The organism is Streptomyces graminofaciens, assembly GCF_030294945.1.
Lineage (GTDB): Bacteria > Actinomycetota > Actinomycetes > Streptomycetales > Streptomycetaceae > Streptomyces > Streptomyces graminofaciens.
Genome location: NZ_AP018448.1, coordinates 3,202,528 through 3,228,407, shown reverse-complemented (window position 1 = coordinate 3,228,407; position 25,880 = coordinate 3,202,528). Strand labels below are relative to the sequence as shown.

The following is a 25,880-nucleotide window of genomic DNA, read 5'->3' as shown; positions in this document are numbered from 1 at the left end:
TCACGGCTCGTCCCTCCCGAGGTGCGCGTCCAGCGCGGTCCGCAGCAGTGGGGCGAAGTCGACTGCGCCCGTGGTGAGTTGGAGGCTGCCCCAGGTCCACAGCTGGGCGATGCCGTAGAGGTTGGCGAGGAGCGCGCCCGCGACATGCCGGGCGTCGACGTCGGGCCGGGCCCGCCCGACCAGGTCCACGAGCAGTCCGAAGACCGGCAGACTCGCCTCGCGCAGCCCCAACCTGCCGCTGTCCAGCAGATCATGACGGAACATCAGCTCGTGCATGCCACGGTTGGTGAACGCGAAGTCGAGGTACACGCGCCCCAGCGTCGCGAGCTGCTCGCGCGGGCTTGCCGAACCGTCGCCGATCGCGGCGGCACCCCTCGCCGCCAGGTCTTCGAACCCCCGGCGGGCGATGGCCGACAGCAGCTCCAGATGGGTCGGGAAATGGCGGCGCGGCGCCCCGTGCGAGACGCCCGCCCGCCGCGCGATCTCTCGCAGGGACAGCGCCTGCACCCCCTCGCTCGTCACCAGCTCCACACCGACGTCGACCAGCCGGGACCGCAGCCCGGCACTCCGCTCATCGCTCATAGACACTGTCTACCAGGCGAGAGTAGACAGTGTCTACAGCTGGGGTCGCGGATGCGGAATGACAGACCCCTCCCGGGCTGTTGACGAAGGTGTGACCCAGGACACGAACGACACCGACGCCGACGCCACGCGGGACGCCCTGCTGAAGCTGCTCTCCGAGCACGACGGCGGGGTGCTCGTCACCCTCAAGGCCGACGGCCGCCCCCAGCTGTCGAACGTCAACCACGCGTACGACCCCGACGAACGGATCCTCCGCGTCTCCATCACGGACGACCGCGCCAAGACCCGCAACATGCGCCGCGATTCCCGGGTGTCGTACCACGTGACCAGCGACGACCGATGGTCGTACACGGTCGTCGAAGGCACGGCCGACCTCACGCCGGTGGCCCGGGACCCGCACGACGAGACGGTCGAGGAGCTGATCCGCCTCTACCGGGACGTGCGCGGCGAGCACCCGGACTGGGACGACTACCGCGCGGCGATGGTCCGCGACCGCCGGCTGGTGCTGCGGCTGCGGGTGGAGCGGGCGTACGGGATCGCGGGGCGCTGAGCCCCTGGGGGGCGTTCACCACGCCCCCTACTTGCCCGCCCTCTCCAGTACGCAGAGCTTCCCCTCGTCGGGGTCTCCGATGTACTGCCACAGGACGGGGTCCTTCGACGTGCCCCGGGCCTCGTACTGGGTCCACACCTCGTCGGGGGTGAACGCCAGGTGGACCTCCGACACGGTGTCGTCCGTGTTCGGGTCGTCCCCGGTGCGGTGCTCCCACGTGCCCGCGCCGAGGTCCGGCGCGACCGGATCCCCGAGGTTCTTGTCGGAGAAGTCGCCGCAGATCCCGTCCGAGGTGAACGTCCCGTCCGCCTTCAGCACCAGGCGCCCGCCCTGCTCGTCCACCCAGGTGCCGTGGACCTCGGCCGCGCTCAGGACGAGGGGCTCGCCGTCGGGGATCGGGACCGACAGCCGGGACACGATGAGCAGGACGCCCATCAGACCCACCCCCAGCAGGAGGACCAGGCCGCACCCCATCGCCCCGATGATCGGAATGCTCAGCCCGATCGCCCAGCGCCGCCGACTGGTCTCGTGGGACGGCCAGCCCTCCCACGGAGGCGGAGTGGCTCTGTACGGGTCCTCGCCGCGCTTCATATGTCCCCCCTGACGATGAAGGCCTGATGACGATGAAGGCCTGACGGCCGCGCGGGTGCGGCCGCGCGGCCATCATGCCTCCGACCTGCGCGGCCCCCTCCACCGGGGGCGCCCCGCTCAGACCCGGCGCTGTGTGAACTCGACCCGCAGAACCCGCTCGCCGGTGCGGACGCGCAGCCCCGAGCCGACCGCGTCGGCGACCGGGTCCCGGGACGTCTCGGCCAGCCACCAGAGGTTCACGGCGCAGCCGAGAAGCAGGGCGTCCAGGCGCGGGCGGGGGTGACCCCAGGGACGTACGGCATGGGCCTCCAGGAGGTGGCCGCCGCGCAGCCGCACCAGGCAGCGGTCGTCGTCGAGGGGCGCGACGACGATGTTCAGATCCGGGAACTCCTCGGCGGCACGCGCGACCCATTCCACCGGCGGCAGCTCGGCGTCGACGACCGTACGCGCCAGGACCTCCACGCTCTTGGGCGGCAGCCCGGCCGGCCCGTGGTCCGCGCGCGCGAAGAAGCCCCGCGCCTCACCCAGGCCCGACACGACCGGCCGACGCGTCACCCGGACCGTGCCGTCGGGCTCCGGCCCGCCCGTCACGTCGTACGTCGCCGGGGCGGGGTGTCGGCGCAGCTCGGGGTCGGGCACGGGCACCGGGCGCGGCGGTCCAGGGGGCGGATCGATCCCGAGCCGGCCGTAGATCCACCTCCGCAGGATCGTGCCGGCCTCCCCGCGCACCCCGAGCTGTCGGTCGACGATCGGGCGCAGCCGCTCCGGGGAGTGCTGACGCGCCGCCTGCCGCAGCTGCTCGTACAGGTCGCCGTCGGGGTCGAGGCGCGGGGCGGTGCGGGCGAAGTCGGCGGTGGGGGAGGCCGGGTCGAGTTCGTCGAGGCCGGTGGCCGCGAGGAGGGTCACGCGGTCGGCCGCCGCGGAGTAGAACGAGGTGCTGCCGTGGTCGCCGACGACCCAGTCGCCGGCGACGACCGCCGCCCGCCAGCCCTCGTGCGGCGGGATCACCATCAGGCCCGCGTCCATGGCCGTGGCCAGCCGCTGGTACACGCTGTGCGGGCGATGCCAGGCCCAGACATTGGGGTGCAGTACGGCGGCCACCGCGAACTCGTCCACCGGCAGCGCGGCGACCAGCCGCAGCGGCAGGTCGGGGCAGCGCCCGAGCAGGGAGTGCTCGCCCCACGTCGAGTGCAGCACGACCAGCCGCCGGCCGGCGCCGACCCCGAGCCGGGCGCGGTAGACGTCGCGCCGCTCCAAGCTGGCCCGGATCCGGTCGAAGCACCAGTCGCCGACGACCAGCGCGCGCGGGGCCGCCGGCGGGCAGACCTGGGCGAGCCGCTCGATCTGCTCCTCGTGCGAGACCCCGATCGCCGCCGGTACGACCCGTCCCCAGTGCATGAGTTCACGCCGGGAGAGCCCGGCGGGGGAGACGGCGTCACCGGTGGTCTCGGGGACCAGTCGGTTGTAGCCGGCGCCGTGCGGCAGCACGATCAGCGGACAGCCCAAGCGCCGCATCGACGCGTTCACCGTGCACGACACCGCGAGGTCGAACCGCCTGCGCGTGGCCTCCCGCCACGGCACGAACTCCGCCCCGACACCGACCAGATACTCCTCAAGACCGGCGGCGAAGGCCGAACCCGGATTGACCGTGTAGGCGACCTCGATACCGTCCTCCGGCCGCAGCAGCGCCAACACGTCCAGCAGCCGCGTCGCCGAGGTCAGGGTCCGCGCGACACCCAGCACCCGCGCCCTCGGCTCAGGCCAGGTACCACGACGCCTCGGCAGCGGACGACGCTGGACGACGCGGGGCAGCAGGGGCACGGCCACTCTCCGGCGGGACGGGGGAGGTGAGGGACGGGCAGGACGGAACGGGGTGATCGTACTGAACAAGGGGCGCCGACCCGACGAGATCCGAGCCGCGCCCACGGGTGCGGCGACGCACGCCCATCAGCGGTACGCCGAGCCGCGCCCATCAGCGATACGGCGAGGCGAACCCATCAGCGATACGGCGAGCCGCGCCCACCGGCGATAAGGCGAGCCGCGCCACCAGCAATACGCCGAGGACGCCGACCGGCACCCGCTCACCTGCGGGCGCCCGGCTCAGCCGTCCTCCCCGGCACTCTCCTCCGCCGCTGCCGCGACACCGGCCGAGCGCTCCAGGTCGGCGTACAACTCCCCGTCCGGAAAGTGCTCCGCGCCGGTCGTGGACGCCCAGCGGGTCACCAGCTGGGTCTTGCCGACGCCGCCGAGCCCACTGACCGAGATCAGCCGACTGGACGTCAGCGCGTCGGTGAGCGCGCCGAGTTCTGCGGCGCGGTTGACGAACAGGTGGTTGGACGAGGGCAGTTGGCGCGGTACCGGCGGCCGGTAGCCCTGCGGGGCGGCGAACGTCAGCGACTCGATCACCTGCGCCTGCACGGAGTGCCCGTGCACCACGGCGTCCCCCGAGACGGAGTTCCGCACGGCCCCGTCCTCACCCGCGTACCCGCCCACTCGTCCCCCTTCGACACCGTCCCGCTGGTCCGTGGGGGCTCAGCGTATTCCCTGCGGTACGGAGAACGGCAGCCGCGCGGCCGGGAGGTGAGTCCGGCCGGGAAGCGGGTGGGTCCCCGGACACCCTGAGGCGTCCGGGGACCCGGTCGGTCCGGGGTTCGGTGGCTCAGGCCGCGACCCGCTCCCGGTCCGCGTCCGTGCGTGCGGCGTGCTCGCCGAGCCGCTCCGTCGGGATCTTGTGGGTCTCGCGGGCGGTGAGGACCGCGATGACCGGCGGGACGCACAGGCAGGCGGTGAAGAGGGCGACGGCGGACCAGTTGTCGCCGTCGGGGCCGGCGATCTCCGCGGCGAAGGTCACGGCGAAACCGGCGACCGCGAAGCCGATCTGGGTGCCGATGGCCATGCCGGACAGCCGGACCTTGGTGGAGAACATCTCGCCGTAGAAGGAGGGCCAGACGCCGTTCGCCGCGCTGTAGACGACACCGAAGGTGAGGATGCCGAGGGGCAGGATCAGCGCGTAGGTGCCGGTGGAGATCGACCACAGGTAGGCGAACATCAGCACCGCGCTGCCGGCCGCGCCGATCAGGTACACCGGGCGGCGGCCGATGCGGTCGGAGAGCGAGGCCCACAGCGGGATCGCGGCGAGCGCGACCAGGTTGGCGAGCGCGCCCACCCACAGCATGGCCGAGCGGGACAGGCCGACCGCGTCGCTCGTGCCGTACGCCAGCGCCCACACGGTGAAGATCGTGGAGACCGAGGCGATCAGCGCGCCCGCGATCACCCGCAGCACATCCACCCAGTGGTCGCGGAGCAGCACGGCGAGCGGCAGCTTGGCGACGCCCTCGGAGGCGGTCTGCTGCTGGGTGAAGGCCGGGGTCTCCTCCAGCGTGCGGCGGATGACGTAGCCGACGACGGCGACCGCGATGCTCAGCCAGAACGGCACCCGCCAGCCCCAGGACAGCAGCTGCTCCTCGGGGAGCGCGGCGATCGGGATGAAGACCAGGGTGGCGAGCAGCTGGCCGCCCTGCGTGCCGCTGAGGGTGAAGCTGGTGAAGAAGCCGCGGCGCTCGGACGGCGCGTGTTCCAGCGTCATGGAGTTGGCGCTGGCCTGCTCACCGGCGGCCGAGATGCCCTGCAGCACCCGGCAGAGCACGAGCAGGACCGGGGCGAGGGTGCCGACCTGGTCGCGGGTGGGCAGGCAGCCGATGAGGAACGTCGACAGGCCCATCAGGATCAGCGTGAAGACCATGATCTTCTTGCGGCCGAGCCGGTCCCCGAAGTGACCGAGGAAGAGCGCGCCGATCGGCCGCGCCGCGTACGCCACACCGAACGTGCCCAGCGACAGCAGCGTGGCCGTGGCCGGGTCGGACTCGTCGAAGAAGACCTTCGGGAAGATCAGGGCGGCGGCACTGCCGTAGATGAAGAAGTCGTAGTACTCCAGTGCGCTGCCGATCCAGGCGGCTGTGGCGGCCTTCTTCGGCTGGCCGGGCGGTGCGGCGGGGACGGACACGGCGGTGCTCCTTCGTGGGTTCTCCACCGTAGGCGGAGTGAAGCGGCGGAAGACAGGGAGGGAATGGGGGGAGGGGAGCCGGTCCCTGGGGGTGACTGGGCGGCCGTGCCGGGTGCTACCCGGCTAATTAACCCACTGGGTAGTTAGTAGCGGTTGGCTACGGATGTTGCGCCCACGTTTCCCGGGTGTCAAGAGGTCATGCCGAAGGATCTTTCCGCGATCCCGGTCCGTTGTGCCCCGATCTCGGTCCGCCGCGCCTCGGCCCCGGTCCGCCGTGCGCCCCGCGTCAGTCCGCCGTGCGCCCGCGTCAGTCCGTCGCGCGGTCCGCCGTCAGATAGGCGATCACCATGTCGCCGAGCATCTTCCGGTAGTGCTCGCGTCGGCCCGGTTCGACCAGGTCGCGGCCGAAGAGCGCGCCGAAGGTGTGCCGGTTGGAGACCCGGAAGAAGCAGAAGGAGCTGATCATCGCGTGCAGGTCGACGGCGTCGACGTCCGCCGTGAACAGGCCGGACTTCTGGCCCGACTCCAGGATCCGGCGGATCACGTCCAGGGCCGGCGAGCCGATCGTGCCGAGCATCTCGGAGGAGGCGATGTGCTCGGCCTCGTGGATGTTCTCGATGCCGACCAGGCGGATGAAGTCGGGGTGCGCCTCGTGGTGGTCGAAGGTCACCTCGGCGAGCCGGCGGATCGCCGCCACCGGGTCCAGGTGTTCGACGTCCAGTTCCTGCTCCTGCTGCCGGATCACGGAGTACGCCCGCTCCAGCACGGCGGTGAACAGTTGCGCCTTGCCGCCGAAGTAGTAGTAGATCATCCGCTTGGTGGTGCGGGTGCGGGCGGCGATCTCGTCGACACGGGCCCCGGCGAACCCCGAGCGGGCGAACTCCTTGGTCGCGACATCGAGGATCTCGGCCTTGGTCCGGGCGGCGTCACGGATGCGCCCGTTGGGTCGTGCCGGTTCTTCGGCGCTGGTCATCGGGTTCCTTCGGGCGTAGGGCGCGTTTCAGGTCGCGTGCCGCAGATTCTAGAAGCCCAGGCGTGGCGGGTGCCGGGAGCGGGCTTCCCAAGCCGGGGGTCCGGCTGCTATGACTAACTCACCAGTTCGTACATTAGTGAGCCGCTCAGGAGGTCCGTCGTGGCCAAGGACACGTATCTCGTCGGACTGATCGGCGCGGGCATCGGCCCCTCGCTCAGCCCGGCGCTGCACGAGCGGGAGGCCGACCGCCAGGGCCTGCGCTATCTGTACCGGCTCATCGACATCGACGTGCTCGGCGGCCGGCCGGAGGCGGTCGGTGACCTGCTGCGCGCCGCCCGCGACCTCGGCTTCGACGGGCTCAACATCACACACCCGTGCAAGCAGCTCGTCATCGAACACCTCGATGAGCTCTCCCCGCAGGCCGAGGCGCTCGGCGCGGTCAACACCGTCGTCTTCGATGACGGCCGCGCCGTCGGCCACAACACGGACGTCACCGGCTTCGCCGCGTCCTTCGCACGCGGGCTGCCCGACGCCCCGCTGGAGAAGGTGGTGCAGGTGGGCGCCGGAGGCGCGGGCGCCGCCGTCGCCCACGCCACGCTCACCCTCGGCGCGGGGCACGTCACCGTCGTCGACGCGATGCCCGACCGCGCCGCCGACCTCGCCGTCGCCCTCAACCGGCACTTCGGGGTGGGCCGCGCCGCCGCCGCGACCCTCGACATGCTGCCCGCGCTGCTCGCCGAGGCCGACGGTGTCGTCCATGCGACGCCGACCGGGATGGCCGCGCACCCCGGGCTGCCCTTCGGCGCGGAGTTGCTGCGGCCCGGGCTGTGGGTCGCCGAGGTGGTGTACCGGCCGTTGGAGACGGAGCTGCTGCGGACCGCTCGGGCGGTCGGCTGCGCCGTGCTGGACGGGGGTGGGATGGCGGTGTTCCAGGCGGTGGACGCGTTTCGGCTGTTCACGGGGCGTGAGCCGGACGCTGCCGCCATGCTCGCCGATATTGCCGAGTTGGCCGGTGTCGTGGGTGTCCGTAACTAGGCGCCGTACGGGCCGCCCAGTGTGTCGGCCGCGGGTTGTCCGTGGCTTGTCGCGCCGTTCCCCGCGCCCCTTGAGGCCTACTGCCGGAAACCCGAAGCGTTGAAGGAGCACCCCCATGCGCACGTCCATCGCCACCGTCTCCCTCAGTGGATCCCTCACCGAGAAGCTCACGGCGGCCGCCCGGGCCGGCTTCGACGGGGTCGAGATCTTCGAGAACGATCTGCTCGCCAGCCCCCTCACCCCCGAGGACATCCGCGCCCGCTGCGCCGACCTGGGCCTGAGCATCGATCTCTACCAGCCGATGCGGGACATCGAGGCCGTCCCGGACGAGGAGTTCGCCCGCAATCTGCGCCGAGCCCGGCACAAGTTCGAGCTGATGCGCCGCCTCGGCACCGACACCGTGCTCGTCTGCTCCAGCGTCCATCCGCTCGCCGAGGACGACGACGCGCTCGCCGCGTACCATCTGCGCCAACTGGCCGATCTGGCGCAGGAGTTCGGCATCAAGGTCGCGTACGAGGCGCTGGCCTGGGGGCGGCACGTCAGCACGTACGACCACGCCTGGCGCATCGTCGAGGCCGCCGACCATCCCGCGCTCGGCACCTGCCTCGACAGCTTCCACATCCTGGCCCGTGGTTCCGATCCCAAGGGCATCGCCGACATCCCCGGCGAGAAGATCTTCTTCCTCCAGCTGGCCGACGCCCCGCTGATGGCGATGGACGTACTCCAGTGGAGCCGCCACTACCGCTGCTTCCCCGGTCAGGGCGGCCTCGACGTCACGGGCCTGCTGCGGCACGTCATCGCCGCCGGTTACCGAGGTCCCCTCTCCCTGGAGGTCTTCAACGACGTCTTCCGGCAGGCCGAGGCCGGGCCCACCGCAGTCGACGCCCACCGTTCGCTGTTGATGCTCCAGGAGTCGGCCGGGCTCGCCGCGCTCCCGGCCCCCGTCGTGCCCACGCAGGTCGCCTTCGCGGAGCTGGTCACGCCCGACGCCGAGCCCGTCTCGGCGCTCCTCGGCGCCCTCGGCTTCGCCCGCACCGCACGGCACCGCAGCAAGCCGGTCGACCTGTGGCAGCAGGGCGAGGCGCGGATCCTGGTCAACACCGGCCCGGCCGCGCGCCGGGACGGCACCCAGCTCGCCGCGATCGGCCTGGAGTCACCGGACCCCGACGGCGCCGCGCGTCGCGCCGAGTCGCTCCTCGCCCCGGTGCTGCCCCGCCGCCGCGCCGCCGAGGACGCGCCGCTCGACGCAGTGGCCGCGCCCGACGGCACGGAACTCTTCTTCTGCGCGACGGACCGCCCCGAACTCCCGAGCTGGACCACCGACTTCCACCCGGTCCCGTCGCCCGGGCAACCCGCGCGGCACGTCCACCGCGTCGACCATCTAGCCCTCACCCAGCCCTGGCACCAGTTCGACGAGGCTGCCCTCTTCCACCGCACCGTGCTCGGCCTGGACGCCCGCGAGAGCGTCGACGTCGCCGACCCCTACGGCCTGTTCCGCAGCCGACCGGTCGCGAACGCCGACGGCAGTGTCCGCATCGCCCTCAGCGTCGGCCCCGCCCCGACCGACGACACCGCGCGCGCCCAGCACATCGCGCTCGCCACGGACGACGTGGTGGCCGCCGCCCGCGCCTTCCGCGCCGCTGGCGGCCGACTGCTCGCGGTACCCGCGAACTACTACGACGACCTGGCCGCCCGGTACGAGTTCACCGAGGCCGAGCTGGAGACGTACCGCGACCTCGGCATCCTCTACGACCGCGACGCCGACGGCGAGTTCCGCCACTGCTACACGGAGACCATCGGCCGCGTCTTCTTCGAACTGGTCCAGCGCGACGCCGACTACCGGGGCTACGGCGCCCAGAACGCCCCCGTACGCCTCGCCGCCCAGCACGTCCAACGCCCGGGCAGATGACGGGAGTCGGGGACGGCGCCTACTGGCGGCTGACCGTACGGGTCACGCCCGTGACGACCGTCGTCGCCAGGATCCAGCCGGTGATGACGAGCACGTACGACAGCCACTGCCCCCAGCCCACGGGCGCGTACGCCCGCTCCTGACCGAAGTCGATGATCGGCAGGAGCAGGTCGAGACTGTAGAAGACGGCGTTGAACGTGGGGGCCTCGCCCGCCTTGATCGGCGGCGGATGGTGCAGCCCGTACGCCACCGAGCCCACGGCCAGCAGCGACAGCAGCCAGACGGCGGCGCGCAGCGGGCGGAAGCCGTAGCCGACGGTGGCGTCCTGGACATGGCCCCACAGTCGGCCGTACCAGGCGAGGGTGGCGCGATGGCGGCGCTGCTTGGCGAGCTGGACGCGCCGGGCCGCGTCGTCGTCACCGATCCTGCGGTACGCCTCCGTCAACTGCTCGTAGCTGTACGGGACATAGCCGTCGCCGTCCCGCTCCACCATGGGCAGTCGCTGCTCGGCCGGCTCGTGCGGCATGAGCGCGGTGTACGTGAGGTTGTTCAGCAGCACCTCGTCCGGGAGCATCTCCGGCTCCAGGAACAGGACTTCTATCTGCGACCGGCGGAGATTGAGCACCCCCTCCATCCGGGACCCCTCACGCAGCCAGAGTTCGCTCACGACGCCGCTGCTCACGCGCAGTGCCGTACCGCCCGGGTTCGACAGACGGGCGTACGACATCTCCAGGCGCCCCTCGACGCGGGCGCCCCGCAGGTCGATCCGGCCCCGGACCCGGGTGTGCCGCATGAGGACGTCGGAGGTCGCCTTGAGTCGCTCCCCGCGGAGCGCGGTGCCGCCCGGGTGGCTCAGGTCGGCGTCCGTGAGCTTGATCGTCCCGTTGACGGTGGCGTCGCTCAGCCGTACCTCGCCCCGCGCACGCATTCCGGGAGCGCACAGGTCGTCGCCGATCTCGGTCTGGCCCAGCTGGAGCACGGGCTCGTCGGCGTCCGGCGCGGTCAGCTCGGCCCGCTCCAGGTACAGCGCCCCGGAGATCTGCGATCCGCCGAGCCTGAGCGGCCCCCGGAACCGGCAGTCGGTCATCCGCAGGCTGCCGTCCACGCGCATCCTCGGCGCCCGCAGCCCCGGGAACACCGACTTGTTGAGCTTGACGTAGTGCAGTTGGGCGCCGGACCAGTCGGGCTCGCGCTCGAAGAAGCAGTGGCTGAGGCGGACGACGCTGTCGGCGTTGGCGTACCGCAGATCCAGCACGCCCGTGATCCGCGCTCCCGACACCTTCAACGCGGCTATCTCGCCGTCCTCCTGAGGTGCCGTCAGCAACAGCGTCCGCAGCACGCTCGCCCGTACGGTCCGCTCCGGCCCCCACGACTCCCCGTCCGCGGCGTCCTCGTCCCCATCCGCACGGAAGTCCACGGCCACTCCCCGAGGGAAGGCGTCCCACACCCGCCGCTCGGCCACCGTCAGCTCGTCGATCATCATCACTCGGGACTGTCACCCGACACGCTTGTACCTGTCAACTATCAGGACAGGGCCCGCTGTTCTTTCGCCCCCGCCGCCCCTACCCGTCCCATCCCTGGGGGCTGCGCCCCCAGACCCCCGGCATGTGTGTCGGCTGTGGATGAGTGGGGGCTTGTCGCGCAGTTCCCCGCGCCCCTGAGAGCCGGGGCTGTGCCCCGCGCTTTTCAGGGGCGCGGGGCACAGCGCGCGCAACCACGACGATCCCGCACCCGCCAACGCACCCGGTACCCCCGAGCTCGCAGGCGTGGGCGGACAGACTGTGTCTAGGCCCTGCCGTCCCACACCTCGTCGTGCCTGCGATGCGCCTCCGTCAACCCGTTCACGAAGAACCGGTCGTAGTACTCCTTCTCGACGTGATGCACCTGAAGCCAGACCCCGGGAACATGGATCGCATCCGTGTGCGCCGGAAAACGCCGATGCGTACGAAGCACGTACTCGCACACATCCCGCGCACAGTCGATCACCCGCTCCTCGTACTCACTCGCCTCGGCGAGATACCGCTGCCCGTAGTCCTCTCTGTAGATCCGCGAGAAGACGTCCTTGTCCCCGTACACACCCCCCGCCCCGAACTTCTCCCGGATGATCGCGTCCACGGCGTCCGACATCGACCCGTACGAGGGCGGACACGCGGCCGCGATCAGCACCTCACCGTCGGGCGCACGCAGCCCGACCGGATGCGAGCGCACATTCGTGTACTTCGGCAGCGGAATGTGCCAGCGCCAGATGTCCGCCGGCTGCCAGCGCGGAGTGACGAAGGTGAAACCGAGCATCCTGCCGTACGCACGGGAGAACTTGGGGTCGCCGAGCGCGATCTGCGGATTGATCGCGGCGTGGATCCACGCACCCAGCCCCATCGCCTCGGCGGTGAGCATCAGGTTCTGGAGAAGCAGATCCGCTTCGATCTGCGTCCGCATCGGCCCCAGCGCCCCCAGCGGCAGCTTCAGGTCCTTGTTGAGAAAGCCGTTCCTCACCCACTTCTTCACCCCGGCCGGACGGTAGAAGTTCCGGTCGTCCACCAGGGTCGGCCGGGCCCCGTCCGGCTGGGTGAGCAGATACATCAGCGCGTTCACGTACTGGTGGGAGAGGTCGACCACCGGGAACAGCACGGTGGTCCCGGGCAGGTTGGACAGGAACCGGTTCGAGTCGAGGTACGCCGGGAAGTCCCGTTTCCCCGGCGCCACGTCGAGCCGGTGGTCCAGGACCTTCACCTTGGCCCGCCGCGCCCGCGCGATGAGCGTCTCGGCGTCGAACGGCTCCTGCGGCGCGGGCTCCAGCTTCCGCAGGAAGTACGTGCCGGTGTCGTTGATGAGGAAGAAGTGCGTGCCCTGCGCGTTGTCCGGACTGCCCGCCGTACGTCCCGTCATGGTGAGGTTCGGCTTGGACATGATGGGCGTGCCGTTCTCCGGGTCCTCGAAGGGTCGGTCGGGCATGGTCAGCCCCGTGGAGCCGGTGATGGCGATCAGCATCGCCTCCTCCAGCTCCGACAGAGGCCGTGGTTCATTGCCGGAGGTGTAGGTCATGGAGCCCGCGGGCACCTTGGCGCCCCGGCTCACGCGGTGCGTACGCCGCCGCCACACGGTCTGCAGCAGCGGTCGCCGGAACAGGTCCGTCAGCCCGGGGTGACCGGAGGGGCCGGTCACCTCCGACGGCTCGTCGTCGATGGTCGTCATGTGCGATCCCCCGTACGTCGTTCAGTTCGCTGTCAGTTCACGGTCATTGAGAACCGCTGCCGTCGCCATTGGCTGTCGGCCGTACCGTCCGCCATGGCGCGAACGCGCTCGCGTCACGCGGCAGCAGCGGCGCCAGATCCGGGCAGTGGCGCAGAAGCACGGAGTTCATCCCGCTCTTCTCCACCCAGTCGATGCCGAGCGGGGTGTAGACCTCGGGCCGGTAGTCGACCGTCAGGAATCGGTCGCTCTGTAGCCGTCGGCTGGCCATCAGGATGAAGATGCGGAACGCGGTGTCGCTGAAGCCGAAGCCCTCCGGCGGGTTCTCCGCGAACAGACCGACCACGGTGTCGATCTCGTCGACGTCGCGGTACACGTCCTTGAGGCGGGCCAGGGTCTCGGCGTTCCGCGTCAGGTCCTCGAAGGAGCGGATGCGCGGCTTGTGCAGCCCGGCGAGGAAGTCGTTGTAGCGCGGCACGCCCCGCCGCCGGGTCCGGACCAGGTCCACGACGGACAGGTCGATGATCTCGCCGTCCCGCTCGAAGCGTTGCAGCGCGCGCGGGAAGTTGTGCAGGGTGATCGCGCCCGGGTGGGCGATGCCGAACGAGTAGAGCGCGTTGGCGAGGCCCGTCTTGCGGATCTGTGACTCGGCGGCGCCGCCCTGGATGTCCATGAACCCGACCGTCTCCAGCCGGTGCCCGAACCGGTGGTCGCGCAGCTCGTAGTCGTCCGGGATCAGCGGATGCAGCCGGTAGACGGTGGTGAAGTCCTCGGTGAGGGAGTACGGCGCCGCGTGGTGGTCCGGCAGCGTCTTCGGGATGCCGGTCAGCGAGTGCGCCTCGAACAGCCACAGGCCCAGCTGGTTGAGCCAGTTCTTCGGCGGGCCCTCCCAGTTGGTGTGCAGGGCGACGTCGATCGCCTCGGTGGCGAGGATCGCCGGAGTCCACTCCACGGTGTGGATCTTCGCGATCAGCGCGGAGACCACCAGCCGGGCCGTGTGGTAGATCTTCTCCTCGCTCATCGTCGGATACTCGGCCCGCAGCGCGTCGCACACCGCGTTGTGCTCGCGGGCGAACAGCGTGTGCAGCGAGCTGAGCCCCATCCACCAGCTCTCGTTGAAGCCGGTGAGCGGAACGCCGTTGCCGGTCAGCGGCAAGTGGCCTTCCTCCAGCCGGAGTTTCGCCCCGCCGTTCGGCTCGCGCAGGAACCGCGCGGTCTGCTCGTCGGCGCCGTACACCTCGGAGCCGTCCCACCAGTGCGAGGCCGAGTTGGCGAACAACAGCGGCGGTTGCCCCGGCTGCTCGACGGCCTCGTTCTCCGCGAACCGCATCACGTGCTCGGCCGGGCCGCCCGGCGTGTTCTGCCAGCCACCGGCGTGCCCGGGCGGCAGCGGCACCTCCACACTGCGCTCACCGGGCTTGTAGCGCCGGTGGTTCACCCAGTCGTGCACCTGGAACTGGATCCAAGCCGCCGCCAGCACGTTCAGCGAGGTCGCGGGCACGAAGCTCTCGCGGTACAGCAGCTCCCGGCTGACCGTCACCGGGTTCGGCGTGTCGAAGAGGTCCGGCCGGTAGTCCGGCTTCAGATTCCGGCCGAACGTGGCACCGACCGAGCCCATCCTCGGCTCCGACAGATCGTTGTACGTCCCGTCGTACGACCGCTCCGTGCGCAGCCGTTCCGGGATCGGCTCCGGCGCGGGCTGGGCCTTGGGCGGTGCCTCACGCAGCTCGGAGTCGATCAGGTTCAGCCGTCGGAGCACCTTCCGCAGGAACACCAGGTTCAGCAGGCTCAGGGACAGCGGCAGCCGGTGCCACGGCACGACCCGGTTCAGCAGCTCGAAGGCGGCACCCACGGGACGCCCGAGCACCCGGTTGCGCAGCGGTTCCTCGCTCACGAACCGCCGCCCGAGCCGATGGGCGCCGCTCGCCTGATAGCCGGCCTTCCGGGCCCGGTTGATATTGCCCAGTGGCCGGAATTCGTCGGTGGTGTACCAGGGGTTGAACGTCAGATCCTCGATCCGCCGTGCCGTCGCCCGCGCCTCGGCACTGTCCAGCTCCTGCGCGGGGATGGTGAGCCGAGCGATCGGCACCGCCGGAGCCACCGCGTCCTTCCACTCCACCGACGCGTCCTCGACCGGAGTGCGCCGCTCGTCCACGTACCGCTGCACACACAGATCGAACGCCACGTCCGCCTGACCGAGCCGACGGGCGAACTCCCGGTGCAGAAAGTCGGGGTCCCGCCGATCGGGCGCCGGCGCGGAGGGCGTACCGGGCGCGGGCCGCAGCAGGTACCGCACCGGCCCGGCCTCGCCCCACAGCATCGCCCCGCGGCTCCAGTACGTCTCGTTGGCGAGGGAGTCGACGGTGTGCCGGGTGGCCGCTTGCACATTGCGTCGCATCCGGTCGGCCGTACGGAGCCCCACCGACAGCGGCAGCTTCACGAACAGCGCGAACGCCTTCTGCACGGGGCTGCGCGCTCCCGCCATGGCCTTGGCGAACGCCACGAACTCCCGCGCGTCGCGCGCGTGCGACACCGGGAAACTGGTGGCCAGCAGGTCGTGGCTCACACCCTCCGACACCTGCACGCGCACGGCCACGCCCCGCAGATCGGGGGAGCCGTCGCCCTGCCGGATGCCGCTCGCGTTGGACAGCCGCACGACCGCCGGATAGTCCGCGCCGGGCTGCGCGAAGCCGACCCGCAGGGCCGCGGGCAGATCGTCGTGGAAGCGCAGCCGCGCGTTCTCCACGGCAACCGGCGCCTTGGCGTGGAACGCCCGGACGATCCCACCGCCACCGGCCCGCCGATTGCGGACCTGAACCTCCATGAGCACCCGTGCCAACCGCTCGAAGACGAGCCGCTCAGCCTCCGGGCTGCCACCGTCGTACCGCTCGAACCGCTCGTCGTGCTGCCCGGCCTCGGCCATTCGGTCGTTCCCTTCGTACGGACGCGTACGGCATGGGGGCCAGCACGCTACCGGCGGCACCGTCCGGCACACAGCGACAGTTCACGCCATATGCGCATCTAATAACAATGCGGATGGTCATCGCATTTCGGAACGTCATGGGAGCATTCGAACGGATGTGTGGATCTCCGGTGGGTTGGGCCGCCGTACGGGGCTGCCGGTGGTCGACGCTCCCGGACCTCGACCACCTTTTCGGAGCAATCCCATTAGGGTGCCCGGCATGACAACCCAAGAGGCGGCGGACGCGGGCCGTGAGGCGCTGGTCGGCGGGATGGAGAACGCGGGGGCGGTCTTCCGCCGGGGCTCACTGGTGGAACGCCCGGCGCCGCCCAACGCACCCGCCCTCCACGCCCACCTCCGGGCTCTGGCGGCGCACGGGTTCGTCGGGGCTCCGACGCCGGTCGGCCCGGTCGTGGGCGGCCGGGAACAACTGACGTTCATCCCGGGTGACGTGGCGCTGCCGCCGTTCCCGGAGTGGGCGATGACGGAGACGGCGCTGGAATCGCTGGGCGGCCTGCTGCGGCGGCTGCACGAGGCGGGTGCGGCCGTCGGGGTCGAGGACGGGGTGGAGTGGCCGACGCACCTGGCCGACCCGGAGGGCGGGACGGTCCTCTGCCACAACGACGTCTGCCCCGACAACGTCGTCTTCCGCGACGGCCGCGCGACGGCCTTCATCGACTTCGACCTGTCGGCCCCGGGCCGCCCCCTCTGGGACCTGGCCATGGCCGCGCGCTACTGGGTGCCGATGCTCGACCCGGAGTCCGCCGCCGTGCTGTACCCGCCCGGTCTGGACGTACCGGCCCGTCTCCGTCTCCTGGCCGACGGCTACGGGCTCTCGCGACGGGAGCGCGTGGAGCTGCCCGGCGTCGTGGAGCAGGCCACGGAGGTCTGCCGGGCCTTCGTGGCCCGCCGGGTCGCCGAGGGCGACGCCTCGTATGTCCGGGCCGTGGCCGAGCGGGGTGGATGGGAGCGGTGGGACCGGGTGCGGGGGTGGCTCGCGGCGCAGCGCGAGACGTTCACAGCAGCGTTGCTTCGGGAGGGGTCCACAGGGCGTCCAGTGCCTCGATGACCTTGCCCAGTTGGCGGGCGGCGGGTGGGGGGAGGGCCTGGACGAGGTCGGCGAGGAAGGCTCTGGCTTCGAGCGGGTCGGTGCAGCAGTACTCGTGCGTGTCGCCGAACTCGAAAGTGCGCCACTGCTCGCGGTGCGTGCCGTGCACGGCGTGGGCCCACGCGCGGACGGCGTCGCCGACCTCTCCCGTGATCAGGTAGTTGCGGGTGCGTTCGAGGTGGCGGATCTCGGACAGGGTTCGCTGGGAGAGGCCGTCGATGACGGGTGGGGTGGGGGCGTTCCGGGAGACGGGCCGACGTGCCTGTCCGGTCCGGACGTGCCCCGGGCGCCTACGCGGCATGGGCCTCATGATTCGTCGTCATACGGCGGATGCTGCCACACGACTGACCGCCGGGACGAGCAATTTTCCGCCCCCGCCGCCCCTACCCGTCCCATCTCCAGGGGCGCTGCCCCTTCGACCCCGGTCGGCTGCGGGGTAAGGGGTGGGGGGAGTGGGCTCGTGCGGGTTGTTTGTGGCTGGTCGCGCAGTTCCCCGCGCCCCTGGAAGCCGGGGCTGCGCCCCGCGCTTTTCAGGGGCGCGGGGAACTGCGCGAGCAACCACGACGATCCCGCCCCCGCCGACCCACCCCATCATCCGAGCTCTCATGCGCGTCGGGGTCGAAGAGGGCCAGGCCCCTACTGCACTTCCCTCACTTTGCAGACTCCACCGCATGCCCACCGAACTGATTCCGCAACGCCGCGATCATCTTCATCTGCGGAGAGTCGTCCTGCCGCGACGCGAACCGTGCGAAGAGCGACGCCGTGATCGCGGGCAGCGGCACCGAGTTGTCGACAGCCGCCTCCACCGTCCACCGCCCCTCCCCGGAGTCCTGCGCGAACCCCTTCAACTTCTGCAGATGCTCGTCCTCGTCCAGCGCGTTCACGGCGAGGTCCAGCAGCCAGGACCGGATCACCGTCCCGTCCTGCCAGGACCGGAACACCTCACGGACGTTCTCCACGGAGTCGACCTTCTCGAGCAGCTCCCAGCCCTCGGCATACGCCTGCATCATGGCGTACTCGATACCGTTGTGAACCATCTTGGAGAAGTGCCCGGCCCCCACCTTGCCCGCGTGGACATACCCGTACGGCCCCTCCGGCTTCAGCGCCTCGAAGATCGGCTGGAGCCGCTCGACGTGCTCCTTGTCGCCGCCGACCATCAGGGCGTAGCCGTTCTGAAGGCCCCAGACTCCGCCGGAGACGCCCGCGTCGACGAAGCCGACGCCCTTCGCGCCGAGCTCCTCCGCGTGCTTCTCGTCGTCGGTCCAGCGGGAGTTCCCGCCGTCGACGACCGTGTCACCGGCCGCCAGCAGCTCACCCAGCTCGTCGATGACGGACTGCGTGGCAGCCCCGGCCGGGACCATCACCCAGACGACCCGAGGCCCGTCGAGGCCCTGGACCAGCTCGGCCAGGCTGCCCACGTCCGAGACCTCGGGGTTGCGGTCGTAGCCGATGACGGTGTGGCCCGCGCGGCGGATCCGCTCGCGCATGTTGCCGCCCATCTTGCCGAGACCAATCAGACCGATCTGCATGTCAGTTCTCTACTTCCTTCAGTTCGCGGTAGGTGGCGACGAGAGCGGTGGTGGAGGGATCGAGACCGGGGACGTGCGCGCCCTCGGTGAGTGCGGGTTCGAGGCGCTTGGCCAGGACCTTGCCCAGCTCCACGCCCCACTGGTCGAAGGAGTCGATGTCCCAGATCGCGCCCTGCGCGAACACCTTGTGCTCGTAGAGGGCGATGAGCTGGCCGAGGACCGACGGGGTCAGCGCGGTCGCGAGGATCGTGGTCGTGGGGTGGTCGCCTCTGAAGGTGCGGTGCGTGACCTGCTCCTCGGGCACCCCCTCCGCCCGGACCTCGTCCGCCGTCTTGCCGAAGGCGAGGGCCTGCCCCTGCGCGAACAGGTTGGCCATCAACAGGTCGTGCTGCGCCTCGAGCGCCTCGCTCAGCCCGGCCACCGGACGGGCGAACCCGATCAGGTCGGCCGGGATCAGCTTCGTACCCTGGTGGATGAGCTGGTAGTACGCGTGCTGCCCGTTCGTCCCCGGCGTGCCCCACACCACCGGACCGGTCTGCCACTGAACGGGCCGGCCCGCGCGGTCCACCGACTTGCCGTTGGACTCCATGTCCAACTGCTGGAGGTACGCCGTGAACTTCGACAGATAGTGCGAGTACGGCAGGACGGCGTGCGACTGGGCGTCGAAGAAGTTGCCGTACCAGATGCCCAACAGGGCGAGCAGCAAGGGCGCGTTGGCCTCGGCGGGGGCGCTCCTGAAGTGCTCGTCGACCAGGGCGAAACCGTCGAGCATCTCCCGGAAGCGGTCCGGGCCGATCGCGATCATCAGGGACAGGCCGATCGCCGAGTCGTACGAGTAGCGGCCGCCGACCCAGTCCCAGAACTCGAACATGTTGATCGTGTCGATGCCGAAGTCCGACACCTTCTCGGCGTTCGTCGACAGCGTCACGAAGTGCCTGGCGACCGCCTTCTCCTCACCGCCCAGGCCCTGGAGCAGCCAGGAGCGGGCCGAGGTCGCGTTGGTGATCGTCTCGATCGTGGTGAACGTCTTGGAGGCGACGATGAACAGCGTCTCCGCCGGATCCAGGTCCCGTACGGCCTCGTGCAGGTCCGCGCCGTCGACGTTGGACACGAAACGGAACGTCAGATCCCGTGCCGTGTAAGCCCGCAGCGCCTCGTACGCCATCGCCGGGCCCAGGTCGGAGCCGCCGATGCCGATGTTGACGACGTTCCTGATCCGCCGGCCGGTGTGGCCGGTCCACTCGCCGGAGCGGACCCGCTCGGCGAAGTCGCTCATCTGGTCGAGCACGGCGTGGACCCGGGGGACGACGTTCTCGCCGTCGACCTCGACGACCGCGTCCGCCGGGGCGCGCAGCGCGGTGTGCAGGACGGCCCGGCGCTCGGTGACGTTGATCCTCTCGCCCCGGAACATGGCGTCCCGCAGCCCGAACACGCCGGTGGCGGTGGCCAGTTCCTGGAGCAGGGCCAGGGTCTCGTCGGTGATCAGATGCTTGGAGTAGTCGATGCGCAGATCGCCGACGCGCACCACATACCGCTCCGCCCGCCCGGGGTCGGCCGCGAACAGCTCCCGCAACCGCCCGTGCCACCGGGCACGGTGATCCTCCAGCGCGGTCCACTCCGGCCGCCGCGTGAGCCTCGGGGTGTCACTCACGGCCGGAGGCCTCCTCGTTCCCCTCGCCACCCCGCAGGGCGACGGCGTACATCTCGTCCGCGTCGAGGCGCCGCAGCTCCTCGGCGATCAGCTCGGAGGTGGCCCGCACCTTCAGCGCGAGGGTGCGCGACGGCTGGTTCGGCAGGCTGAGCGTGGCGAGCGGGCCCTCGGGGCGGTCGATGACGATCTCGCCGCGCGCGGTGCCGAGGCGCACGCCCGTCACCACCGGCCCGGCGGTGAGGACCCGGTCGACGGTGACGTGCAACCGTGCCTCCAGCCAGCGGGCCAGCAGTTCGGCGCTCGGGTTGTCGGCCTCGCTCTCGACGGCCGCCGAGGTGATCTCGGCCTTGGCCTGGTCGAGCGCGGCGGCGAGCATCGACCGCCACGGGGTGAGCCGCGTCCAGGCGAGATCGGTGTCGCCGGGGGTGTACGACTTCACCCGCTGCTCCAGCGCGGCCAGCGGGGCGTCCACCGCGTACATGTCGGTGATCCGGCGCTGCGCGAGCGCGCCCAGCGGGTCCTTCGCGGGGTGCTCCGGCGCGTCCACGGGCCACCACACCACCACCGGGGCGTCCGGCAGCAGCAGTGGCAGGACCACGGAGTCGGCGTGGTCGGACACCTCGCCGTACGTCCGCAGCACGACCGTCTCGCCGGTACCCGCGTCGGCGCCCACCCGGACCTCCGCGTCCAGGTGCGACCTCGTACGGTCGCGGGGCGTGCGGGCGTGGCGCTTGATGACGACCAGGGTGCGCGAGGGGTGCTCGTGCGAGGCCTCCTCGGCCGCCTTGATCGAGTCGTAAGCGTTCTCCTCGTCCGTCACGATCACCATCGTGAGGACCATGCCCACGGCGGGCGTGCCGATGGCCCGGCGGCCCTGTACCAGAGCCTTGTTGATCTTGCTTGCCGTGGTGTCGGTGAGGTCGAGTTTCATGGCCTGCGCCAGCTCCGTCCGTCTCGTGCGAGCATCTCGTCGGCTTCCTCGGGACCCCAACTGCCCGAGGCGTACTGCGCGGGCCTGCCGTGCGTGGCCCAGTACTCCTCGATCGGGTCCAGGATCTTCCAGGACTCCTCGACCTCCTGGTGGCGGGGGAAGAGGTTGGCGTCGCCGAGCAGCACATCAAGAATCAGCCGTTCGTACGCCTCCGGGCTGGACTCGGTGAACGACTCGCCGTACGCGAAGTCCATGGTGACGTCCCGGATCTCCATCGAGGTACCCGGCACCTTCGAACCGAAGCGCACGGTCATTCCCTCGTCCGGCTGCACCCGGATGACGATCGCGTTCTGCCCCAGCTCCTCCGTGGCGGTGGAGTCGAACGGGGAGTGCGGCGCCCGCTGGAACACGACCGCGATCTCGGTGACCCGGCGGCCCAGCCGCTTGCCGGTCCGCAGATAGAACGGCACGCCCGCCCAGCGGCGGTTGTCCACGCCCAGCTTGATCGCCGCGTACGTGTCCGTCGTCGAGGACGGGTCGATGCCCTCCTCCTCCAGATAGCCGCGCACCTTCTCGCCGCCCTGCCAGCCGGACGCGTACTGGCCGCGCACGGTGTGCTCGCCCAGCTCCTCCGGCACCCGGACCGCCTTGAGCACCTTCAGCTTCTCGGTGAGCAGCGACGCGGCGTCGAACGAGGCCGGCTCCTCCATCGCGGTCAGCGCCATCAGCTGAAGGAGGTGGTTCTGGATGACGTCACGGGCCGAGCCGATGCCGTCGTAGTACCCGGCGCGCCCGCCGATGCCGATGTCCTCGGCCATCGTGATCTGGACATGGTCGACGTAACTGCGGTTCCAGATGGGCTCGTACATCTGGTTGGCGAAGCGCAGCGCCAGTATGTTCTGGACGGTCTCCTTGCCGAGGTAGTGGTCGATCCGGAACACCTGCTCCGGGTCGAACACCTCATGCAGAACCGCGTTGAGATCCTCGGCCGACCGCAGGTCGTGGCCGAACGGTTTCTCGATCACCGCGCGCCGCCAGGAACCCTCGGGCGGGTGCGCGAGGCCGTGCTTCTTCAGCTGCTGGACGACCTTCGGGAAGGACTTCGGCGGCACGGAGAGATAGAAAGCGAAGTTGCCGCTCGTCCCCCGGGACGCGTTCAACTCCTCGACCGCGGACTTGAGTTGCTTGAAGGCCTCGTCGTCGTCGAAGTCGCCCGGGATGAACCGCATCCCCTCGGCGAGCTGCTGCCAGACCTCCTCTCGGAACTCGGTGCGCGCGTGCTCACGGACCGAGTCGTGCACGATCTGCGCGAAGTCCTCGTCCTCCCAGTCCCGCCGGGCGAAGCCCACGAGCGAGAAACCCGGCGGCAGCATCCCCCGGTTGGCCAGGTCGTACACGGCCGGCATCAGCTTCTTGCGGGACAGGTCACCGGTGACCCCGAAGATGACCAGGCCGGACGGGCCCGCGACCCGGGGCAGCCGGCGGTCACGTGGGTCCTGGAGCGGATTGGTCCACTCGGCCGTCTCCGTATCGATCGTGCTCATTCCCCGTCAACTCCCTTGCTCTCCAAGGACTTCGTCACCGCGGCCAGCAGCTCCCGCCACGCCGCCTCGAACTTGGCCACACCCTCGGCCTCCAGCAGCCGGACCACCTCGTCGTACGGGATGCCGAGGGCTTCCACGGCGTCGAGATCGGCGCGGGCCCGGGCGTACCCGCCGGTCACGGTGTCCCCGGTGATCCGCCCGTGGTCGGCGGTGGCGTTCAGCGTCGCCTCCGGCATGGTGTTGACCGTGCCCGGCGCGACCAGCTCGTCCACGTACAGGGTGTCCTTGTACGCGGGGTCCTTCACACCGGTCGACGCCCACAGCGGACGCTGCCGGTTGGCGCCGGCGTTCTCCAGCGCGTCCCAGCGGTCGCCGACGAAGACCTTCGCGTACGCCTCGTAGGCGAGCCGCGCGTTGGCGAGAGCCGCCTTCCCCTTCAGGGAGAGGGCCGTGTCCGTGCCCAGCAGTGTCAGCCGCTTGTCGATCTCGCTGTCGACGCGGGAGACGAAGAAGGAGGCGACCGAGTGGATGGAGGAGAGGTCCAGGCCCGCCGCGCGCGCCCGCTCCAGGCCCGCGAGGTAGGCGTCCATGACCTCGCGGTAGCGCTCCAGCGAGAAGATCAGCGTGACATTGACGCTGATACCGAGGCCGATGACCTCGGTGATCGCGGGCAGGCCCGCCTTCGTCGCCGGGATCTTGATCATCACGTTGGGGCGGTCCACCAGCCAGGCCAGCTGCCTGGCCTCGGCGACGGTGGCCCGTGTGTCATGGGCCAGCCGGGGGTCGACCTCGATGGAGACCCGGCCGTCGCGCCCGGCCGTGGCGTCGTACACCGGTCGCAGGACGTCCGCGGCGGCGCGCACGTCCGCCGTCGTCATCATCCGTACGGCCTCGTCGACCGTCACCCCGCGCACGGCCAGGTCGGCGAGCTGCTCCTCGTAGCCCGCGCCCGAACCGATCGCGGCCTGGAAGATGGACGGGTTGGTCGTCACGCCGACCACATGCCTGTCCTTGACGAGGTCGGCGAGGTTGCCGGAGGCGATGCGCTCGCGGGAGAGGTCGTCGAGCCAGATGGAGACGCCCTCGGAGGAGAGGAGTTTCAGGGGCTCCGTACTTGCTGTCGCTTCGGTGGTCACAGTGATCATCTTCCTTCAGGCGCTCGCATCAACCGCGGACAGCGCGGAGTGATTCCCGCGCGGCGGCGACGACGTTCTCGGGGGTGAAACCGAACTCGGCGAACAGGGTCTTGGCGTCGGCGGAGGCGCCGAAGTGCTCCAGGGAGACGATGCGGCCGTGGTCACCGACGTACCGGTACCAGGTCAGACCGATACCCGCCTCGACCGCAACGCGGGCCTTCACCGACGGCGGCAGCACCCGCTCGCGATACGCGGCCGGCTGCTCCTCGAACCACTCCACGGACGGCATCGACACCACCCGCGTCCCGACCCCCTCGGCCTCCAGCCGCTCCCGCGCGGCCACGGCCAGCTGCACCTCGGACCCGGTGGCGATCAGGATCACCTCCGGCGTCCCGGTCGAGGACTCCATCAGGACGTAACCCCCCGTCGCGGCCTCGGAGTTGAACGCGTACGTGGGCACGCCCTGGCGGGTGAGGGCCAGCCCGTGCGGGGCCGGGTTCGTGGCATGCCGCTTCAGGATCTCGGCCCAGGCGACCGCCGTCTCGTTGGCGTCGGCGGGGCGGACGATGTTCAGGCCCGGTATCGCCCGCAGGGACGCCAGGTGTTCGACCGGCTGGTGCGTCGGGCCGTCCTCGCCGAGGCCGATGGAGTCGTGCGTCCAGACGTACGTCACCGGCAGTTGCATCAGCGCGGAGAGGCGGACGGCGTTGCGCATGTAGTCGGAGAAGACCAGGAACGTGCCGCCGTAGATACGGGTGTTGCCGTGCAGCGCGATCCCGTTCATCGCCGCGGCCATGGAGTGCTCGCGGATACCGAAGTGGATCGTACGGCCGTACGGGTCGGCCTCGGGAAGCGGGTTGTCCGCCGGGAGGAACGACGACGTCCTGTCGATGGTGGTGTTGTTCGAACCGGCGAGGTCGGCGGAGCCGCCCCACAGCTCGGGAATGACGGCACCCAGCGACTGGAGCACCTTGCCGGAGGCGGCACGGGTCGCCACGGACGTGCCCTCCTCGAAGACGGGCAGCGCCCGCTCCCAGCCCTCGGGCAGCCGGCCGGCCACCACCCGGTCGAACAGCCGGGCCCGCTCGGGCTCGGCGCCCCGCCACTCGGCGATCCGCTTGTCCCAGGCGGCGTGCGCCTCGGCGCCCCGGTCCAGGGCCCGGCGGGTGTGCGCGAGGACGTCGTCGGCGACGGCGAAGGTCTTGTTCGCGTCGAAGCCGAGGACGCGCTTGGTGGCCGCGACCTCGTCCTCACCGAGCGCCGAGCCGTGCGAGGCCTCCGTGTTCTGGGCGTTGGGCGCGGGCCAGGCGATGATCGTGCGCATGGCGATGATCGAGGGGCGTCCGGTCTCCTCCCGCGCGGCCAACAGCGCGTCGTACAGGGCGTCGACGTCGACATTGCCGTTGAAGGCCGGCTCGATCCGTTGCACATGCCAGCCGTACGCCTCGTACCGCTTCAACACGTCCTCGGAGAACGCGGTGGCCGTGTCGCCCTCGATGGAGATGTGGTTGTCGTCGTACAGGAAGACGAGGTTGCCCAGCTTCTGGTGGCCCGCGAGCGAGGACGCCTCGGCGGAGATGCCCTCCTCCAGGTCGCCGTCGGAGACGATCGCCCAGATGGTGTGGTCGAACGGCGACTCGCCCTCGGCGGCGTCCGGGTCGAACAGACCGCGCTCGTAACGGGCGGCCATCGCCATGCCGACGGCGTTCGCGACACCCTGGCCCAGCGGCCCGGTCGTCGTCTCGACCCCCGCCGTGTGCCCGTACTCGGGGTGGCCCGGCGTCTTCGAACCATGCGTCCGGAACGCCTTCAGGTCGTCCAGCTCCAGCTCGTACCCGGCGAGAAACAGCTGGGTGTAGAGGGTGAGCGAGGTGTGGCCGGGGGAGAGGACGAAGCGGTCGCGGCCGGTCCACTCGGGGTCGGCGGGATCATGCCGCATCACCTTCTGAAAGAGGGTGTACGCGGCCGGGGCGAGACTCATCGCCGTTCCGGGGTGTCCGTTGCCCACCTTCTGCACGGCGTCGGCGGCCAGCAGGCGGGCGGTGTCGACGGCGCGCCGGTCGAGTTCTGTCCAGTTCATCTTCAAGAAGTCCTCGATAGCTACGGCGGAACTGCTCTGTTGCCTTCAAATCTAAAAGTCATACTTTTCTTGGGGAAGGGTGCGGTGTGCCAGCCTTCGGTGAAACT

At 70.7% G+C, this 25,880-nt stretch carries 20 protein-coding genes; 4 read left to right on the top strand and 16 right to left on the bottom strand.

Features of this window, described 5'->3' with window-relative positions; genetic code table 11:
- Positions 1-582 (bottom strand): TetR/AcrR family transcriptional regulator, encoded by a 582-nt coding sequence (locus SGFS_RS13905; protein WP_286250325.1) that lies wholly within the window; start codon positions 580-582, stop codon positions 1-3.
- A 58-nt stretch (positions 583-640) separates the two neighbouring features.
- Between SGFS_RS13905 and SGFS_RS13900 the strand changes: the two genes are divergently transcribed.
- The gene (locus tag SGFS_RS13900) at positions 641-1,132 is read left to right on the top strand and encodes a PPOX class F420-dependent oxidoreductase (RefSeq protein ID WP_286250324.1); all 492 of its coding nucleotides are present in this window, start codon (positions 641-643) and stop codon (positions 1,130-1,132) included.
- A 27-nt stretch (positions 1,133-1,159) separates the two neighbouring features.
- Here SGFS_RS13900 and SGFS_RS13895 read toward each other — a convergent pair whose 3' ends face one another.
- The 5 genes from SGFS_RS13895 to SGFS_RS13875 all read right to left on the bottom strand — a co-directional run bounded on the left by SGFS_RS13895 (position 1,160) and on the right by SGFS_RS13875 (position 6,699).
- The gene (locus tag SGFS_RS13895; RefSeq protein ID WP_286250323.1) at positions 1,160-1,723 is read right to left on the bottom strand and encodes a hypothetical protein; all 564 of its coding nucleotides are present in this window, start codon (positions 1,721-1,723) and stop codon (positions 1,160-1,162) included.
- A 117-nt stretch (positions 1,724-1,840) separates the two neighbouring features.
- The gene (locus SGFS_RS13890) at positions 1,841-3,544 is read right to left on the bottom strand and encodes a hypothetical protein (RefSeq protein ID WP_286250322.1); all 1,704 of its coding nucleotides are present in this window, start codon (positions 3,542-3,544) and stop codon (positions 1,841-1,843) included.
- Between the two features lie 279 nt (positions 3,545-3,823).
- The gene (locus SGFS_RS13885) at positions 3,824-4,186 is read right to left on the bottom strand and encodes a hypothetical protein (RefSeq protein WP_286250321.1); all 363 of its coding nucleotides are present in this window, start codon (positions 4,184-4,186) and stop codon (positions 3,824-3,826) included.
- Between the two features lie 196 nt (positions 4,187-4,382).
- Entirely contained in the window at positions 4,383-5,726 is a 1,344-nt protein-coding gene (locus SGFS_RS13880) for an MFS transporter (protein WP_286250319.1), read from the bottom strand.
- Positions 5,727-6,033: 307 nt separating this feature from the next.
- On the bottom strand, positions 6,034-6,699 hold the full coding sequence (locus tag SGFS_RS13875; RefSeq protein ID WP_286250318.1) for a TetR/AcrR family transcriptional regulator: 666 nt from the start codon (positions 6,697-6,699) through the stop codon (positions 6,034-6,036).
- Between the two features lie 159 nt (positions 6,700-6,858).
- On the opposite strand from SGFS_RS13875, the gene SGFS_RS13870 reads away from it, so the two are divergent.
- Both SGFS_RS13870 and SGFS_RS13865 read left to right on the top strand, forming a co-directional pair.
- Entirely contained in the window at positions 6,859-7,734 is an 876-nt protein-coding gene (locus SGFS_RS13870) for a shikimate dehydrogenase (RefSeq protein WP_286250316.1), read from the top strand.
- A gap of 115 nt (positions 7,735-7,849) precedes the next feature.
- Positions 7,850-9,643, top strand: coding sequence for a bifunctional sugar phosphate isomerase/epimerase/4-hydroxyphenylpyruvate dioxygenase family protein (locus SGFS_RS13865; RefSeq protein ID WP_286250315.1), 1,794 nt, complete (start codon positions 7,850-7,852; stop codon positions 9,641-9,643).
- Between the two features lie 19 nt (positions 9,644-9,662).
- Here SGFS_RS13865 and SGFS_RS13860 read toward each other — a convergent pair whose 3' ends face one another.
- The 3 genes from SGFS_RS13860 to SGFS_RS13850 form a co-directional block, all read right to left on the bottom strand.
- Positions 9,663-11,126 carry a membrane-associated oxidoreductase gene (locus SGFS_RS13860; RefSeq protein WP_286250314.1) on the bottom strand — a complete coding sequence of 488 codons (1,464 nt, stop codon included), beginning with the start codon at positions 11,124-11,126 and terminating at the stop codon, positions 9,663-9,665.
- 302 nt (positions 11,127-11,428) lie between these two features.
- On the bottom strand, positions 11,429-12,835 hold the full coding sequence (locus SGFS_RS13855) for a hypothetical protein (protein WP_286250313.1): 1,407 nt from the start codon (positions 12,833-12,835) through the stop codon (positions 11,429-11,431).
- Between the two features lie 43 nt (positions 12,836-12,878).
- Entirely contained in the window at positions 12,879-15,755 is a 2,877-nt protein-coding gene (locus tag SGFS_RS13850) for a peroxidase family protein (protein ID WP_286250312.1), read from the bottom strand.
- Between the two features lie 259 nt (positions 15,756-16,014).
- On the opposite strand from SGFS_RS13850, the gene SGFS_RS13845 reads away from it, so the two are divergent.
- Entirely contained in the window at positions 16,015-16,863 is an 849-nt protein-coding gene (locus SGFS_RS13845; protein WP_286250311.1) for a phosphotransferase, read from the top strand.
- Here SGFS_RS13845 and SGFS_RS13840 read toward each other — a convergent pair.
- The 7 genes from SGFS_RS13840 to tkt all read right to left on the bottom strand — a co-directional run bounded on the left by SGFS_RS13840 (position 16,811) and on the right by tkt (position 25,773).
- Positions 16,811-17,203 (bottom strand): hypothetical protein, encoded by a 393-nt coding sequence (locus tag SGFS_RS13840; RefSeq protein WP_286250310.1) that lies wholly within the window; start codon positions 17,201-17,203, stop codon positions 16,811-16,813. The two genes, SGFS_RS13845 and SGFS_RS13840, sit on opposite strands and share 53 nt — an antisense overlap.
- Positions 17,204-17,552: 349 nt before the next feature.
- A complete protein-coding gene (gnd, locus tag SGFS_RS13835) occupies positions 17,553-18,431 on the bottom strand; it encodes a phosphogluconate dehydrogenase (NAD(+)-dependent, decarboxylating) (protein WP_286250309.1) in 879 nt (292 codons plus the stop codon).
- Between the two features lies 1 nt (position 18,432).
- A complete protein-coding gene (gene pgi / locus SGFS_RS13830; protein WP_286250308.1) occupies positions 18,433-20,082 on the bottom strand; it encodes a glucose-6-phosphate isomerase in 1,650 nt (549 codons plus the stop codon).
- Positions 20,075-21,013: a glucose-6-phosphate dehydrogenase assembly protein OpcA gene (opcA, locus tag SGFS_RS13825; RefSeq protein WP_286250307.1), complete on the bottom strand. Its 939-nt coding sequence runs from the start codon at positions 21,011-21,013 to the stop codon at positions 20,075-20,077. Before opcA ends, pgi begins: the two co-directional genes overlap by 8 nt.
- Positions 21,010-22,557, bottom strand: coding sequence for a glucose-6-phosphate dehydrogenase (gene zwf, locus SGFS_RS13820; protein WP_286250306.1), 1,548 nt, complete (start codon positions 22,555-22,557; stop codon positions 21,010-21,012). The genes opcA and zwf overlap by 4 nt, the downstream gene beginning before the upstream one ends.
- Positions 22,554-23,702 (bottom strand): transaldolase, encoded by a 1,149-nt coding sequence (tal, locus tag SGFS_RS13815; RefSeq protein ID WP_286250305.1) that lies wholly within the window; start codon positions 23,700-23,702, stop codon positions 22,554-22,556. The genes zwf and tal overlap by 4 nt, the downstream gene beginning before the upstream one ends.
- A 19-nt stretch (positions 23,703-23,721) precedes the next feature.
- Complete coding sequence (tkt, locus tag SGFS_RS13810) at positions 23,722-25,773, bottom strand: transketolase (RefSeq protein ID WP_286250304.1); 2,052 nt, start codon at positions 25,771-25,773, stop codon at positions 23,722-23,724.
- Positions 25,774-25,880 lie beyond the last annotated feature (107 nt).